Consider the following 16,366-nt stretch of genomic DNA (forward strand, 5'->3'; position numbering starts at 1 on the left):
AAGGCATGCTTGTGGTGGTGATGGTCGAATGGCTCCGTCGCCTGATGGAGCACGACGATGTCATGCCGGGTCGAGGTCAGCTTCACGAACATGCGGGAGGATGCCCCGGAGCGACATGCCATCGAGATACAGGCCCGGCGCCTGGTCGACGCCCAGGCCAGCGGTCCGTATGCGCTGACGAGATGCAGGATCGGCATCAGGGCGCTGGCCTGCGGCACCGGTCATGGGATCATCCACCGCGCCCATCTCGAAGTCGAAGGTGCGGACGGAAGATGCGCCATTGCCGCCGGAGCGCATGACAATCCCACCGCGGCGATTGCCGTCGCCGTCGCGGACATCCACCGCCAGCTTGCCCGGATGCAGCCGGAGGATGACGGCGGGCGGCGCGCAGGGCACGTTACGGGACATCTGCTCCGGTTGCCGTCCGACGGAGCCACCGGAATACTGCTGACCGAAGAAGGCGCCCGGGTACCGCTGCAGCCGGCGGATGATGCCGTGGCCCTCGCCCGCCTGCGGATCGGCGACCGCGTCTGGTGTGCCCCGCCCGAGCACGGGGCCGCTGCACGTATCGTGCATGTGGCCCGACTGCCGCAAGGCGGACTCGCCGGCGCCTGATCCCGGCGTGCAGATCCGGTTGCTCAGTGCGACAGCAGGACGCAACGATCCAGCCGCAGCAACAGGTCGCGGGTCACGCCGCCGAGCGCCCACTCGCGCAACCGGCTATGGCCATAGGCCCCGGCCACCACCAGGTCGGCCGCCATATCCTGCGCCACCGCATCCAGCAGGCTGGCATCCTCGCCCTGGGACTGCCGCACGCTCGCCTCGGCCTCGATCCCGTGCGTATGCAGCCAGCGCGCAACGTCCGAGACCCGTTCATGGGCTTCCTGCGCGTGATGCCTGCCGGCGATCTCGACGATCGCGACATGCGCCGCCAGCTTGAGCAACGGCAGCGCGTCCAGCGTTGCGCGCCGGGCTTCGCGCGTATCCTTCCAGGCCACCAGGATACGGCCGAGGTCCAGCGTCGGGGCTTCCTCGGGCACCACCAGCACCGGTCGCCCGACCTGCATGATCAGCGCGCCGATATCCGGGTCGCGTGTCGCATCGGCCGACGACGGCCGGCGGCCGCCGACGATCAGCAGGTCGGCGCTGCGTGCCTGCGTCGCCAGGTAATTCGCCAGGCCGAGCTGCGTGTTGCCGGACCGCCATGCCAGCGGCCCGGCTTCGACGCCGGGCGTGGCGCGGAACTCGGCCTCCGCCTGCGCGATGTCGCGCCCGATGGCGACGAGGTCCTGCTCGATCAGGTCGCCGATGAAACAACCTTCGCTGTAGACGATCTGCATCGGCTGGCAGGCGGTGATACCGGCCAGCCGAGCGCCGCAGCGTGCGGCGAGATCGGCGGCGGCCTGCAACAGGGCGGCATTGGAACGGCCGGGACGCAGGTGCAGCAGGAACGTGTCGCAGTTCATGTCGGATCCTTTCTTTCAGGACACCGTCCGGAAGTGGCCCACCGGCGAGACGGCAGGTGCCCGGACCGTGCGTCGCTGCGGCTCGATGGACCAGTCGAGAACGATCGTGCAGGCGTCCAGCACGGCGGGTCGGTGGCTGACGATGATCGCCCCCTGCCCGCTCCGGGCCAACCGGCTCCGCAGCCGGTCGATGACGACCGCTTCGCAGGCGGCATCGAGGCCCTCGGTCGGCTCGTCCAGCAGCAGCCAGGGCGATCGACGCAGCAGGCAGCGGGCCAGTGCCAGCCGCCGCCGCTCGCCTCCCGACAGCCTGGCGCCGTCCTCGCCGAGCCAGCTCTGCAGACCGAACGGCAGCCGGAGCACCCGGCGGTCGAGTGCGGCGGCGTGCAGCGCCGACCACAGCGCGCTCTCGTCGGCCTCGGGGTCGCCCGGCAGCAGGTTGTCGCGGACAGATCCGGCGAGCAGGGCCGCATCCTGCGGCAGCGTCGAGAAGCAGCGCCGCGCGGTCGCGATCCCGAGATCCTCCAGATCGACACCGTCGAGCTTGATCCGGCCGCGCTCCCCGGGGCGGAGCTTCTGCAACTGGCCGATCAGCGTGGTCTTGCCGCAACCGGACCGGCCGGCGATGCCGACGATGCTGCCGGGGGCAAGTCGGATGGCGGGATCATGCAGGGTGATGGCGGGCATGGCGCTGATCGCCTGCACCGCGCCGGCATCCTCATCACGGCGGACCACGGGCGCCGGGAACAGGGCGTCCAGCCGGGCCTCCGCCGCGTGCAGCCGGCCGCGACGCTGAAACCCGGACAGCACGCCGCCCATGCCCTCGACCGTCATCGCAGCCGCGAGGCTCGCCAGGGCAACCAGCGGGACGGGAGCCGAACGGGACAGCCAGAGCGCCAGCATTGCGGCGCCCCCCATCGCGATCGCGTGCAGCAGTCCGAACCAGCCGGCATCGGCGGTGACCCGGCGCTGCGCCACCAGCAGCTCCGCCGCACGCCCGGTGACATGTCCGATCGCCCACTGCTCCAGCCCGTAGGCGCGCAATTCGGAAGATGCGCCGGCCAGGTTGGCGAAGCTCTGCCGCAGCCGCCCGTTCGCGGCGGGCACCGCGCTGCCGTGATGCGCCAGCCTTCCGGCCAGGCACCGGCCTGCAAGCATCAGTCCACCCGCGGCCAGCAGCACGGCACCGGCCGTCGCCGGGGCGGACACGGCACCGGAGCATGCGATCACCGCGCCGCCGGTCACCGCGGCGGCCAGCGCACCCCAGCCGGCGATGCGCCGGATGAAGCGTTGCTCGACCTCGTCGACGTCCTGCACCAGTCGCGCCACCGTGTCCCCGGCCGTCAGGGCGATCGCCTCCACCGGCGGCATCGCCGCGATGGCGCGGAACAACGCCGGGCGCAGGCTGGCGAGAGCATGCAGGGCGGCGTCATGCCCGGCGAGCTTCTCGGAGTAGCGGCATCCGGTGCGCAGGATCGCCAGCAGCCTGATGCAGGCGCTCGGCAGCAGGCTGTTGAACGCGAGCGCCGCACTGGCCCCGGCGCCGCCCGCCAGCGCAGCCGCGCTGATGAACCAGCCGGAAACACCGAGCAGCAACACCGAAGAGGCGGCCACGATGGCGGCGGAGGCTCCTGCCGCCAGGATGCGCCGGCGCTGCCGGCGGCGCTCCACACGGACAAGGCGGCCGAGCGGCGTCATCTGCTGTCCAGCCGGGGCGGGCCGAGCCGCACGACACGATCCGCCACCGCCGCCAACGCCTCGCTGTGGGTCGCAACCAAGGTGGTGCGACCGCGCGCGACGGTGCGGATCGCCCGGATCACCGCGAGTGCGGCCGCCTCGTCGAGATGCGCTGTCGGCTCGTCCAGCAGCAGCACCGGCGCCGGCCGCAGCAGGGCGCGCGCCAGCGCGATCCGGCGGCGCTCGCCACCGGACAGGCCGCCGCCGCGCTCGTCCAGCATGCGGTCCAGTCCATCCGGCGAGCCGAGCAGCATCGCGCACAGCCCGACCCTGGTCACCGCCTCTTCGACCTCCGACCGAGCCGCGTCCGGCCGTGAAAGCGCGACGTTCTCGGCCACGCTCGCCGGGATGATCAGCGGGCTCTGGCCGACCCAGGCCACCGAGCTTGCGATGGAGCCGAGTTCCGACAGCGGATGCTCGTCGATCCACACCTCGCCAGCGCTCAGCGGCGCCAGCCCGAGAAGAAGGTGCAGCGCGGTGGTCTTGCCGGAGCCGCTCGGACCAAGCAGCACCACGAACTCGCCGGGCTCGATGTGCAGCGCGAGACGGTCGAGCGCCGGATGCTCCTCGCCCGGATACTGCACCGTCGCCTCGTCGAACCGGATCGCCGGTGCCGTCTCGAAGCGCAGCTGCCGCGTGGTGGCGAGAAGTCGCGGGATGAGCACGCGTCGCCTCGGGGCATCGACCGGCCGCGCCAGCCTCTCGATGCGCATCATCGGGTCCGCCGCCGACTGTGCCGCCTGCCGGTCGTGGTAGGCGGCGGCGAGCCGGCGCATCGGCGCATATAGTTCCGGCGCCAGCGCCAGCACGAACACCGCGCGGCCGAGATCGAGATGCTCCGGTATGTGGAATGGCAGCAACCCGAGCAGGTTGAAGCCGGCATAGACGGCAACCAGCGCGACCGAGATGGCGGCAAAGAACTCGAGCGCCGCCGACGAGACCAGGGCGATACGCAATACTTCGAAGGTCCGCCGCTGCAGGTCGGTAGCGGATCGAGCGAGCAGGCGGGCCTGGCGGTCCTCGTCCTGGAACGCGAGCACCACCGGCAGCGAGCGGATGCGATCCGCGAACAGGCCGGACAGCCGCGACAAGGCTGCGAACTGGCGCCGGCTCTCCTCCGCGGCGGCGCCACCGGCCAGCACCATCGCCAGCACGAACGGCACCAGCGTCGCCGCCATGATGACGGCGCAGATCGGGCTGGCGAAGGCGACGGCGAGCAGGATCAGCGGCGGGACAAGGCCGGCGCAGCGACGCGCCGGCAGGAAGCGGGCGACGTAGCCATCGATGGCTTCGACCGCGTCGATCGCGGTAACCATCATCTCGCCGACCGTCGGGCGCAGCCCCGGCGGCAGGCCGAGGCACGCAACCATCATGCGCCGCCCGAGCACCCTGCGCACATGCATCGAGGCCGACGATCCGCAACGCACGCTGCCCCAGGTGCACAGGCCGCGCAGCATGGACGCGGCGAGGCCGAGCGCGATCCAGTGCAGCAGGCGGCGATCGCCATGCCCGAGCCCGCCGAGCGCCCCGCCGAGCGCTGCGGCAAAACCGATGGCGCCAAACCCGTCCAGCGCCAGCAGCGCAGCCGCGGCATGGTTGCGCCAGCCGCCCACCCGGACCGTCGAGGCGAGCCAGCGGGCCCGGTCGTCGGTCGCCCGGATCGCACCGGTCCCGGCTGCGACAGCCCCGGCAACGTGTTGACGGTTCGGCGGTGATGGGCGGGATGGTCGTTTCGGCATGGGCAAGGCGTCGCACGAACCACACGCATCGCCATTGATCTGGATCAACAACGAGCCGGCCGGCACCGTGTAAGCCTGTCGCTTGGCCGCCTGCCTCGGGTGCAGCACCCGGTCGCCGCGCGAGGAGCACGAGATGGACCAGGGACTGATCGATCTTTCACGCCTGCAATTCGCGCTGACGGCGCTGTATCACTTCCTGTTCGTGCCGCTGACGCTTGGCCTGTCGATCATGCTGGTCATCATGGAAAGCGTCTATGTGATGACCGGGCGCACCGTCTGGAGAACCATCACGCGGTTCTGGGGCACCATCTTCGGCATCAACTTCGTGCTCGGCGTCGCCACCGGCCTCACCATGGAATTCGAGTTCGGCACCAACTGGTCTTATTTCTCCAGCTACGCCGGCGACATCTTCGGTGCGCCGTTGGCCATCGAAGGCCTGATGGCGTTCTTTCTCGAAGCGACCTTCGTGGGACTGATGTTCTTCGGCTGGAGCCGGCTGTCAAGGCTCGGCCACCTGTTCGCCACCGCAATGGTGGCGCTCGGCACCAACCTGTCGGCACTGTGGATCCTGATCGCCAACGGCTGGATGCAGAACCCGGTCGGCGCGCAGTTCAATCCGGAAACCATGCGCATGGAGATCGTCGATTTTCGCGCGGTGCTGTTCAACCCGGTGGCGCAGGCGAAATTCGTGCATACGGTCAGCGCCGGCTACGTCATCGCCTCGGTCACCGTGCGGCATCTCGGCGCTGTATCTTCTGCAGCGGCGCCATCAGGACATCGCACGTCGCTCGATGACGGTCGCCGCCGCCTTCGGCCTCGCGGCATCGCTGTCGGTCGTCGTGCTCGGCGACGAGAGCGGCTACACGCTGACCGACAACCAGAAGATGAAACTCGCGGCGATCGAGGCGGCCTGGCACACCGAGCCGGCGCCGGCCGGGATCACCCTGTTCGGCCTGCCCGACGTCGGCACGCACAGCACCCGCTATGCCGTGCAGGTGCCATGGGTACTCGGCCTGATCGCGACCCGCAGCCTCGACAAGGAGGTCACCGGCATCTCCGAACTCGTGCTGAAGGCGCAGGAGCGGATCGGCTCCGGCATGCTGGCCTATCGTGCGGTGCAGATCATCAAGCACGATCCGCAGAACCAGGCGGCGCGTCAGGTGCTGGCGCTGCACGGTCGGGACCTCGGCTACGCGCTGCTGCTGAAGCGCTACGGTGCCGACCCGTACGCGGCGACGGAGCAGCAGGTACGCCTAGCCGCATGGGATACTGTTCCGGACGTGCCCTTGCTGTTCTGGAGTTTCCGGATCATGGCGGCGCTCGGCATCTGCTTCATCGGCCTGTTCGCCACCGCCTTCCTGCTCTGCAGCCTGCGGCAGATGGAGCATCGCTGGTTCCTGCTGATCGCGGTCGCCGCCATCCCGCTGCCCTGGATCGCGGCGGAACTGGGCTGGGTGATCGCCGAGATGGGACGACAGCCCTGGGCGATCGACGGCGTGCTGCCGACCGCGCTGGCGTCCTCCACCCTCAGCCGCGGCCAGCTCTGGACCACCATCATCGGCTTCACGCTGGTCTACGGATCGCTTGCCGTCATCGAGCTGGGGCTGATCGTGCGCACCATCCGCCACGGCCCGTACGGGCGTCACGACGCACCGCTGCCGACCCTGCCAGCCATTCCCGCCGCAGCCTGAGGAACCCTTCATGCATATCGCCCTCGACTATGCCGGCTTGCGCGTCATCTGGTGGGCGCTGATGGGTGTGCTGCTGATCGGCTTTGCCCTCACCGATGGCTGGGATCTCGGCATCGGCACGCTGCTGCCGTTCGTCGCACGCACCGATACCGAGCGGCGCATGGCGATCAACTGCGCCGGGCCGACCTGGGAGGGCAACCAGGTGTGGTTCGTCCTCGGCGGTGGTGCGATCTTCGCCGCCTGGCCGCTGGTCTACGCCGTCAGCTTCTCGGGCTTCTATCTCGCCATGTTCCTGGTCCTGGCGGCGCTCATCCTGCGTCCCGTCGGCTTCAAGTACCGATCGAAGCGGCCTGATCCGGTCTGGCGTTCGGCCTGGGACTGGGCATTGTTCGTCGGCGGCGTGGTGCCGAGCCTGGTGTTCGGCGTCGCCGTAGGCAATGTCCTGCAAGGTCTGCCGTTTCATTTCGACAGCGACCTGCGTGTGCTCTACGATGGTAGTTTCCTCGGCCTGTTCACGCCCTTCACGCTGCTGTGCGGCGTGCTCTCGGTCTCGATGATGGCCCTGCACGGCAGCGCCTACCTGACGGTCAAGCTCGAACACGGGCCGGTGCACGACCGCGCCCGGACGATCGGCACCGGCGCAGCCGCGCTCTGCATGCTGCTGTTCGTGATCGGTGGCATGGTCGCGCTGTGGGGACCGCTCGGCTACGACATCACCGGCCCGGTGGTGACGGACGGCGCCTCCAATCCACTGCGCCTGACGGCAATACCGTCATCCGGCGCCTGGACGCGCAATTTCATCATGCACCCCTGGATGTACGCCGCTCCGGTGCTGGGTGTCGGCGGTGCCGCGTCTGCGCTGGTAGGAATGTGGCTGCGCCAGGAGATCATGACGCTGGCGGGATCGTCCGCCGCCACCGTCGGCATCGTCTCGACCGTCGGGCTGTCGATGTTCCCGTTCATCCTGCCCAGCTCGACCGATATCCATTCCAGCCTGACGGTATGGAACGCATCTTCGAGCCGGTCCACCTTGCTGACCATGCTGGTCGCGACGCTCGTGTTCCTGCCGATCATACTGCTCTACACGAGCTGGGTGTATCGCGTGCTGTGGGGGCGGGTGACAGTCGCCAGCATGGCCAGCAATCCCGACCTGTACTGACTGATCCGGATCCGGACCTGCCCTTCTTGAACGCGGAGCTCACGTGCGATGTGGTATTTCTCCTGGATGCTCGGCATCGGACTGGCGGTGTCGTTCGGTATCCTCAACGGTATGTGGTACGAGTTCCAGCTTCCGGATGACGATCAGGCCGTGCGAACCTCCGACCACCGGGAAGCTGCGCCACTTGTCACCCTGCAGACGCCGCCGCCACTCCGACGCGAAGTTGGCGGTCACGCCATCAGGCGTTCGAGGTAGGAATACAGCACGGCCTGGTAATGACGCTGCCCGGCGACGCAGAGTGTGCCGTACGGCATCGGCGTGGCGGTCCGGATGCGCTCCAGCAACTCCAGGAAGTCGTCGTCCATGACGACCAGGCCTTGCGCAGGGTCAGATATATGCTTCTCGATAATTTGCATTGGAACGCCGTAAACCCGGTCGTTGAAGCTACTCGTGGTCCGGCATCATGGATGCGTGAATACCGGAGCGTGCACCACACGGTTTCGGTAGGTAAAAATGAACACCGCCGTCATTAAGCACTGATGACTTTTTACTGAATACGAAGTGCTTGCGCTTCCGGTTCGACATCCCGGCAGGATCGAGCGGACGTTACGGTTTCGCCGCATGTCCGGCAATACCTTCTTCCGTGCCGGTCTGCCCGATGACGTGCGGTCCAGCAGGCCACGGGCGGGCAGCAGCAAGGGGCAGCACCCGGCTGGTCGCACCGTGGATACCGCCTCCATAGAGTGGCCGCCTTATACAGGCGCGGGACCGGCGCTGTCCGCGGAAGAGCGCACGGTTCCCTCGAAGAGGCCGAAGCTCGGGCGGACGATACGTTAGAGACTCGTTAACGTGTGCAGGCTTACAGGTCGCCATTACCTGCGGGGGCTGTCACGTGCTGCACGCACTATCAAGCTGGCTCTTCGACCCCTCGGGCCTGACGCCCCATGGTTTCTGCCTGCTCTGGCAGCCCGGCCTCCTCTGGACCCATGCGGTATCCGATCTGCTGACGGGTACAGCCTATTTTTCGATCCCGTTCGTACTCATCGCCATCATCCGTCTTCGACAGGACATCCTCTACCGGCCGCTGTTCGGGCTGTTCGCAGCCTTCATCCTGCTCTGTGGCACCGGTCACTGGCTTGACCTCCTGACGCTCTGGGTGCCCGTGTATGGCATCGAGGGCATTGTCAAGGCAGCCACCGCGGTCACCTCGATCGCGACGGCGGTGGTTCTATGGAAGCTGCTGCCACAGGCGCTCGATTGGCCGTCTCCGGAGCAGCTTGCCCATGTCAGGATGGACCTCCTCGAGGTCAGGCGCCTCGAGACACAGACCGCGACCATTGCCCGGCAATCGGCAGTTGCGTGCGACGCCCTCGCCCTGGAACTTCTCCGTCGCGAGGCAGCCGAGCATGACGCGCTCGCCAGCAAGGAGAGCTACCGCATCCAGGCAGTCACGCTCGGCGAGGTCAACGAGCGACTATCCATGACCGCCAGTACGGGAGCCATTGGGATCTGGGACTGGAACACGGTCGAGGACATACTGACCTGGGACACCTGGATGTACCGGCTCTACGGGATGGCGCCCAGCGACGAGAAGCAGACCATTACCTCATGGCAGGAACACCTGCATCCCGACGACAGGGCGGCGACGGTGCAGGCCATGATGGATGCGCTTTCCGGTGGTACGCCCTTCGTCAGCAGGTTCCGTATCATCTGGAGCGACGGCACCGTGCACCACATCCGGAACTCGGTCCCGAAGGTTACAACCGACCACGCCGGCCGCATCACGCGCATGATAGGCACGAACTGGGATTGCTCGGAGCAGAGCAGCCTGGCGGAACAGCGCTCCCTCGTCATGGAGAGTGTCCCGAACGGCATGATGATCATCGACGAGGGGGGAGTGATCTTGCTCGTCAACTCCGCGATGGAACGCCTGTTCGGATACGCGGCGGGCGAACTGCCCGGCCAGTCGGTCGAGATCCTGGTTCCCGACGCAATCCGGGCCACCCATGGAGCGATGCGATCAAGGTTTACTAGCGGCGAGACCGATCGCGCGATGGCGGCCGGGCGTCCTTTCATCGGACGTAGGCGCGATGGCAGCGCCGTTTTGATCGAGATAATGCTCAAGTCGGTGAAGACACCACTTGGCCGTACGGTGGTCGCTTCTGTGTTCGACGTGACCGATCGGCAGCGTCTCGCAGACGAGAAGCTTGCGGCTGAGACGAACGAGCGTCAGAAGATAGAAGATGCCAATGTCCGGCTCGATCGGCTGGCTCAGCATCTCGCCAGGGCTCGAAACCAGGCGCAGGAGGCGACCCGGGCGAAGACCCGTTTTCTGGCCGGCATGAGCCACGAACTCCGTACTCCGCTCAATGGCATCCTGGGCTACGCGCACTTGATGAGGATGGATGGCGATCTGAACGCGTCGCAGGAGCAGCGGGTGGCTGCAATGCTTGAGGCCGGCAAGCACCTGCTGGAGATGATAGCCTGCGTGCTCGACCTTTCGGAGATCGAAGCAGAGCAAGTAGTTCTGCACGAGGCAGAGGTCGAACCTCGGACGGTCGGGATGGCGTGTCTTGACCTGATCCGTCCGGCCGCTGGAGCGAAGAACCTCGCTCTGCGGCTGACAGTAGCCGCCAATGCTCCAGACAAGGTTCTGGCCGATGCTACCCGCCTGCGACAGGTGCTTCTCAACCTTCTGAGCAACGCCGTGAAGTTCACGGCGCAGGGCGGCGTGGAGGTTCGCCTCGGATCATCTCCCGATGGCTCCATTCTGTTGCTGGAGGTTGCCGACACCGGTCGCGGGATATCCGCCGAGCAGCATGACCGCCTGTTCCAGGATTTCGAACGGCTGGCAACCGACGCTGGTTCAGGCGTCGAAGGCTCCGGGCTTGGGCTTGCCCTGTCCTATCGCCTTGCAGAACTGATGGGTGGCAGGCTCACCCACCAGGACAACCCGGGAGGTGGAAGCGTATTCACCCTGGAACTGCCGCTACATCATGTCGCCCGGTCGTATCCGGAAGCCCTGGAAATGCCGCAGGCGGCGAACACTCGTCTCATCCGTTCGCGTCGGATCCTTGTCGTGGACGACGTCCTGATGAACCGCGAAATTGCCGAATCCTTCTCCGCATCGCTGGCCACGTTGTCACCACGGCGGAGAGCGGTCCGGAAGCCATCGCCGCGATCGAGAACACCGATCTCGACATCGTCCTGATGGACGTCCGCATGCCTGGCATGGACGGTCTGGAAGCCACCCGCCTGATCCGGCAGCTCGATGGCCCCGGGGCTGGCGTTCTGATCATTGCCCTCACCGCGCAGGCCTTCACGACCCAGATCAGCGACTGTCTCGCCGCTGGCATGAACGGCCATCTTGCCAAGCCATTCACTCCGGAAGGTCTGCTCGCTGTCATCGAAGAGGCAGCGGATGCGATCGACCGCAGACAATCAGGACCGCCATCCAGGCCGGCACCTGAAGCTCCCTCCTCCGAGCAAACGACGCCCCTCCTGCCGTACCTGGATGTTCGAGCATTCGAGCAAGTCACGGCTGTACTCTCACCGCAGAAGGTTGAAGCCTTCCTCCGACGCACGGCGCTCAGTGGCGAGAGCCTGCTGGTGGATCTGCAAGCAGTCGAGGAGGCGTCTGGAAGCCTCGATGACCTGGTGGAGGAGGTCCACAGGTTTACCGGAAGCGCCGGAATGTTCGGCTTTGCCCGCCTCAGCGACGTCGGCCGCCGCTTCGAGCAAGCGGTCGGAGCGAGCGCATCCGACGCCGGTTCCCTGGCGGGGGAGCTTGGGGTCGCGATCGAGGGCACCTGCCAGGAGATCTACGCCCGCCTGTGAGAGCGGCCTGTGGTGCATGGCATCTGGCAGGGGTCGGCGTGGTGCGGTTCGCCAGCGGAGAGACTGTCGAACCAAGTGCGCTGGCGTCCCGTAGGGGATGGGGCGATACGAGCCCGTAACGGCCCCTAGAGCGCTCTAGACCGCCGTTGCTTGAGCACCGCGTGTGCCATAGAACGTGTGCCATCGGCGGTCCCAGAGGCGAGCACAGTGGCAGACACGCAGTTCCTCGTTCAGCGTCGCCAGGGCTGGTATGTCCGCATCGCTGTGCCCCCGGCGCTGCGGGCTGCCGTTGGAAAGCAGCATCTCCTTCGCTCGCTCGCTACACGCAGCCTTGCCGTTGCCAAAGCAAGGCGCTGGAAGGTGGTTGCTGACTTGAAGGCGCTGCTGGAGGAGGCACGGAGGGGCAAGGATGGGGACCCTGTAGCCTCTGAGGCCTTAGGCTGGCGCGAGGCGCTTGAGACGGCGCAGCAAGACGACAGCGGGGGAGACGACGAGGGGGAGGACCGAGCCGACCTCATTCGGAGCCTGATGCAGGACCGTTCGGAGCAGTTACACGCCCGCGACGCGGCCAAGGGAAGGTTGTTCGATGGTTTGGCAACAGGCTCCGCTACGCCGCTGAAGCTTCACCTAGCGACTTGGCTCATTGAGGGGGGCAAGCGGGGACCATTCGCGACGAAGACGCGGGTTGAGCATGAGAGGGCTGTCGAGGAGTTGGCGGCGTGGATGGCGGCAGCGCGAGTTACTCAGACCCTGGAGGCAGTGGACCGCCGCACGGCAGGGCGCTTCGTCTCAGAGCACCTGATCCCGTCCAAGCGGGCGGACACGACAATCGCCAAGCTCTTGTCGGGCCTTTCGTCCTACTGGTCTTGGCTGGACAAACGAGGCCTGGGTCCAAGGCATGAGCGCAGTCCCTGGTCAGGCCAGTCACGGCACCGGAGGGTTGATAACGGCACGGGAGCAGGACCGCGACGGGCCTTCACCGACGCGGAGTTGAAAGCCCTGCTGATCGGCCCGGCGACAACCGTGATTGCGGATTTTGTGAGAGTAGCGGCGCTGTCAGGCCTACGCAGGGACGAGATCGGTAATCTAACTGTTGGTGATTGTGCGGGCGGGATGTTCATTGTCCAAAAGGGGAAGACAGCAGCAGCTCGACGCCGGGTCCCGGTGCACAGCGGCCTGGCTGCCATCGTCGCCACACGGACGGCAGGCAAGGCACCGGAAGACTACCTGTTCTCCGACCTCCCAGGCACCAAGGCGCGGGGCACCGACGCTGTCGGCAAGCAGTTCCAGCGTTACAGGGAGAAGCTTGGCATTGACGCCGGGTCCAGCCGCCAATCCCAGATCACCTTCCACTCGCTGCGACACTGGTTCAGCACAGCAGCAATCAACGCGGGGGAGCCTCCGCACGTCGTAGCTTACGTGATGGGCCATAAGGAGGGGCGTCAGGGAATGACCTTGGGACGCTACTGGAACGGGGCCGGGGACACAGCGCTCAAGGCGGTTGTTGAGGCGGTGAAGCTGCCTGCTTGACGGGGAACGGCCTCCACAAGCCGGCGTCCCGCTGCGCCGCACCCTGGCAGGCCTCCACAGTGCCCCGCGACTGCACAACTGCTGCACCGTGGCAGCACCCTTGCCAGTGGTCTTACAACGACCTTGGGAGGCTTGCTAAGGCCCGCTGACAGGCCGGAAGCCCCCCCACCCACCCGGGCCGCCTAGGGGTCTTTGCCGACCCCTTGCCGTTGGACGCTTGTCGGGCAGTTCGCATCGAGAGCGCCGCTGCCTTGTGGGACACCCCCGCCCGGGTGGAGCCGGCCCCCGCCGTCTACACTAAGTCCTGCGCGACCGTAGAGGAGCCGTAGAAGGCCGTTGACGGGCGGGAAGCTACCCTACCCGCCCCCACACCCCGCAAGCGGCTGGCAGCCCCCACAGAGTCGGTTGCCGGGACGGCTCTGCCCAGGGCGCACTTCTCCAGCCCTGCCCCGTCGCGGGTGAAAACAGGCTTTCGATTTACAATAACAACAACAAGCGAAGCCGAGTTTTTGAAGTCAGTTCCAACAGGACCCCTACCCCTTTGCGAAACGCACGCCGCCGTTCTCACGCAGAGCGAGCACGAACAACGACGCGACGCGGGGGACGACGCTGAGTCCGCCCACTGGTGACGGTGACTGTGGATGCAGCAGCAGGCGGCAGCGGTGTCACTGCTGAGGGAGCAACAGCAGTAGATCGGTAACCGTCCGGTCAGTCACGCCTTCTCGGCGTAATCTGCTGAGGTGATCTTGAGAGCGATCGTAGAGGCGCTCGTAAGGACGATGCTGGACGGCAGGATCGAGATCATCACGGGGCGAGATCGTCGTCGGCGGTGGAGCATTGCCGACAAGCTCAGGATCGTCGCCGAGGCGGAGGAGCCTGGGGCGTGCTTCGCGCACGTGGCCGACCGCAACGAGGTCAGCCGTGGGTTGCTGTGGAACTGGCGGGCACACGTGCGGCGCGGCACGTTGCGGCTGGATCCGCCTGCGTCGTTCCTGCCCGTGCATGTGGCGGGCGCGGCGCCGACAGCGAGATCCCGTCCCGCGGATACGATGCAGCCCGCTCCGCCAACGCCGCAAACTGCACCAGCCGACCAGATCGAGATCGAGCTGCCGGATGGCAGCCGTCTGCGCGTCGGGGCGCAGGTCAGCCTGGTCGCGCTGCGTCGGGTTGTGGCAGTGCTGCGTGGATGATCGCGCTGCCGCCTGGTGCGCGGGTCTGGCTCGCCGCCGGGACGACCGACATGCGCCGCGGTTTCGATGGGCTGGCCCGTCAGGTTCAGGAGGTGCTGCAGCTTGATCCGTTCAGCGGCCACCTGTTCGTGTTCCGCGGCAAGCGCGGTGACCTGCTGAAATGCCTGTTCTGGGACACCCAGGGCCTGGTGCTCTACGCCAAGCGCCTGGAGCGCGGCCGGTTTGTCTGGCCGCAGGCGTGCGACGGCGCGGTGTCGCTGACACCTGCCCAACTATCGATGCTACTCGAGGGCATCGACTGGCGGATGCCGGTGCGCACCTGGCAGCCTGAGATGGCAGGATAGCCCTCCCGGCGCTGTACAGCCCATGTCGTCCCGGTCATGATCGCCTGGTGTCGATCGACCTCTCCCTGCTGCCCGACGAGGTGCGCGCGCTGATCGCGGCACAGGCGGCGACCATCGCGCGTCAGCAGGCAGCACTCGACGGGCAGCAGGCGCGGATCGTGCTGCTGCGCGCCCAGTTGGCCAAGCTCCGCCGACTGCAGTTCGGCCGCTCGTCGGAGAAGCTCGATACGGCGATCGCGCAACTGGAACTCGCACTCGAGGACCTGGAGGAGGAGGAGAGCGCCAAGGTCGCGGCACAGCCGCCGGAGCCGAGGCGAGATGACCCGGGCAAGGTCAGGCCAGCACGGCGCCCGCTCCCGGCACACCTGCCGCGCGACGTCGTCGAACACGCCACGGCCTGCGTCTGTCCGGCCTGTGGCGGCACGCTCCGGCGGCTTGGCGAGGACGTCACGGAAGTGCTGGACTACGTGCCAGCCTCATTTCGGGTCACGCGCCACGTGCGGCCGAAGTTCTCCTGCCGGTCCTGCGAGACCATCACCCAGGCGTCCGCGCCCAGCCTGCCGATCCGCCGCGGCCGTGCCGGGGCCGGTCTGTTGGCGCACGTGCTGGTGGCCAAGTTCTGCGACCACCTGCCGCTCTACCGCCAGTCCGAGATCTATGCCCGCGAGGGCGTCGAGCTCGAACGCTCGACGCTGGCCGACTGGGTGGGACAGGCTTCGGCGCTGATGCGGCCGCTGGTGGCGGCACTCGAGCGCCACGTCCTTGCCGCCGAACGCCTGCACGCCGACGACACGCCGGTTCCGGTGCTGGCGCCCGGCACCGGCAAGACCAGCACCGCTCGGCTGTGGGCGTATCTGCGCGATGAGCGGTCCCATGCCGGGACGGCGCCTCCAGCGGTGCGCTACCGGTACACGCCGGACCGCCGCGGCGAACACCCGCGGGCGCACCTGGCCGGGTTTCGCGGCGTGCTGCAGGCCGATGGCTATGCCGGGTTCGGCGGTCTCTATGAGAGCGGCCAGGCCGTGGAAGCCGCGTGCTGGGCGCACGTCCGGCGCAAGTTCCACGACATCCACGCTGCCGGGGGCACCTCACCCCTGGCGCGCGAGGCGCTCGAGCGGATCGGCAGGCTCTACGCCATCGAGGAGCGGATCAACGGCAAGCCACCAGATCACCGGATGCAGATCCGCCAGAGCGAGGCCGCGCCGTTGCTGGACGACCTCAAGGTCTGGTTCGAGACCACGCGCACCAGGTTGCCTGGCCGCAGCGACGTTGCGGCCGCCATCCGCTACGCCCTGTCGCGTTGGACGGCGCTGGTCCGCTACGCCGAGGGCGGTACCATCGCGATCGACAACAACCCGGTCGAACGCGCCATGCGGCCGGTGGCGCTCGGCCGAAAGAACTGGCTGTTTGCCGGATCCGACGCCGGCGGCGAGCGCGCTGCAGCGATCTACAGCCTGATCGGCACAGCGAAGTTGAACGGCCTCGATCCGGAAGCCTACCTGCGCCACGTCATCGGCTGCATCGCAGACCACCCTGTGAACCGTATCGCGGAGTTGCTGCCTTGGAACATCGCCAGCCTGCGCCTGCGTCTCGATCAATGCCTCGTAGCGTGACATCGACTCCTACCCGGCCGCTGCCGCTCCTACTCCTGCTAGCGATACTGGCGGGCTGCC

At 67.3% G+C, this 16,366-nt stretch carries 13 protein-coding genes and 1 pseudogene; 9 read left to right on the top strand and 5 right to left on the bottom strand.

Annotated features, from left to right (window positions below):
- Positions 1-60 precede the first annotated feature (60 nt).
- From FE263_RS17215 to cydD, 4 genes are read right to left on the bottom strand one after another with little or no spacing between them, the layout of a single operon-like run.
- Complete coding sequence (locus tag FE263_RS17215) at positions 61-594, bottom strand: hypothetical protein (protein ID WP_138327281.1); 534 nt, start codon at positions 592-594, stop codon at positions 61-63.
- Positions 595-638: 44 nt separating this feature from the next.
- The gene (locus tag FE263_RS17220; protein WP_138327282.1) at positions 639-1,466 is read right to left on the bottom strand and encodes a universal stress protein; all 828 of its coding nucleotides are present in this window, start codon (positions 1,464-1,466) and stop codon (positions 639-641) included.
- A gap of 15 nt (positions 1,467-1,481) precedes the next feature.
- Positions 1,482-3,164: an amino acid ABC transporter ATP-binding/permease protein gene (locus FE263_RS17225; RefSeq protein ID WP_138327283.1), complete on the bottom strand. Its 1,683-nt coding sequence runs from the start codon at positions 3,162-3,164 to the stop codon at positions 1,482-1,484.
- On the bottom strand, positions 3,161-4,942 hold the full coding sequence (cydD, locus tag FE263_RS17230; RefSeq protein WP_138327284.1) for a thiol reductant ABC exporter subunit CydD: 1,782 nt from the start codon (positions 4,940-4,942) through the stop codon (positions 3,161-3,163). The genes FE263_RS17225 and cydD overlap by 4 nt, the downstream gene beginning before the upstream one ends.
- 133 nt (positions 4,943-5,075) lie before the next feature.
- On the opposite strand from cydD, the pseudogene FE263_RS17235 reads away from it, so the two are divergent.
- From FE263_RS17235 to cydX, 3 genes and pseudogenes are all read left to right on the top strand, one after another.
- A pseudogene (locus FE263_RS17235) lies at positions 5,076-6,633 on the top strand (cytochrome ubiquinol oxidase subunit I).
- A gap of 10 nt (positions 6,634-6,643) precedes the next feature.
- Complete coding sequence (gene cydB, locus FE263_RS17240; protein ID WP_138327285.1) at positions 6,644-7,792, top strand: cytochrome d ubiquinol oxidase subunit II; 1,149 nt, start codon at positions 6,644-6,646, stop codon at positions 7,790-7,792.
- Positions 7,793-7,840: 48 nt separating this feature from the next.
- On the top strand, positions 7,841-8,047 hold the full coding sequence (cydX, locus tag FE263_RS22970; RefSeq protein WP_138327286.1) for a cytochrome bd-I oxidase subunit CydX: 207 nt from the start codon (positions 7,841-7,843) through the stop codon (positions 8,045-8,047).
- Here cydX and FE263_RS22825 read toward each other — a convergent pair.
- Positions 8,023-8,157 carry a hypothetical protein gene (locus tag FE263_RS22825; RefSeq protein ID WP_276611222.1) on the bottom strand — a complete coding sequence of 45 codons (135 nt, stop codon included), beginning with the start codon at positions 8,155-8,157 and terminating at the stop codon, positions 8,023-8,025. The genes cydX and FE263_RS22825 overlap by 25 nt on opposite strands.
- Before the next feature lie 527 nt (positions 8,158-8,684).
- Between FE263_RS22825 and FE263_RS17250 the strand changes: the two genes are divergently transcribed.
- The 6 genes from FE263_RS17250 to tnpC all read left to right on the top strand — a co-directional run bounded on the left by FE263_RS17250 (position 8,685) and on the right by tnpC (position 16,306).
- On the top strand, positions 8,685-11,003 hold the full coding sequence (locus FE263_RS17250; protein ID WP_138327287.1) for a PAS domain-containing sensor histidine kinase: 2,319 nt from the start codon (positions 8,685-8,687) through the stop codon (positions 11,001-11,003).
- A complete protein-coding gene (locus FE263_RS17255) occupies positions 10,919-11,629 on the top strand; it encodes a response regulator (protein ID WP_240759883.1) in 711 nt (236 codons plus the stop codon). The genes FE263_RS17250 and FE263_RS17255 overlap by 85 nt, the downstream gene beginning before the upstream one ends.
- Positions 11,630-11,836: 207 nt before the next feature.
- On the top strand, positions 11,837-13,159 hold the full coding sequence (locus tag FE263_RS17260) for a tyrosine-type recombinase/integrase (protein WP_138327289.1): 1,323 nt from the start codon (positions 11,837-11,839) through the stop codon (positions 13,157-13,159).
- A gap of 746 nt (positions 13,160-13,905) precedes the next feature.
- On the top strand, positions 13,906-14,349 hold the full coding sequence (gene tnpA, locus FE263_RS17265; RefSeq protein ID WP_138327290.1) for an IS66-like element accessory protein TnpA: 444 nt from the start codon (positions 13,906-13,908) through the stop codon (positions 14,347-14,349).
- Complete coding sequence (gene tnpB, locus FE263_RS17270; protein WP_138327291.1) at positions 14,346-14,693, top strand: IS66 family insertion sequence element accessory protein TnpB; 348 nt, start codon at positions 14,346-14,348, stop codon at positions 14,691-14,693. The genes tnpA and tnpB overlap by 4 nt, the downstream gene beginning before the upstream one ends.
- A 44-nt stretch (positions 14,694-14,737) precedes the next feature.
- Positions 14,738-16,306, top strand: coding sequence for an IS66 family transposase (tnpC, locus tag FE263_RS17275; protein ID WP_408886214.1), 1,569 nt, complete (start codon positions 14,738-14,740; stop codon positions 16,304-16,306).
- Positions 16,307-16,366 lie beyond the last annotated feature (60 nt).

Origin of the sequence: Lichenicoccus roseus (assembly GCF_005844085.1) — a bacterium.
GTDB classification, from domain to species: Bacteria; Pseudomonadota; Alphaproteobacteria; order Acetobacterales; family Acetobacteraceae; genus Lichenicoccus; species Lichenicoccus roseus.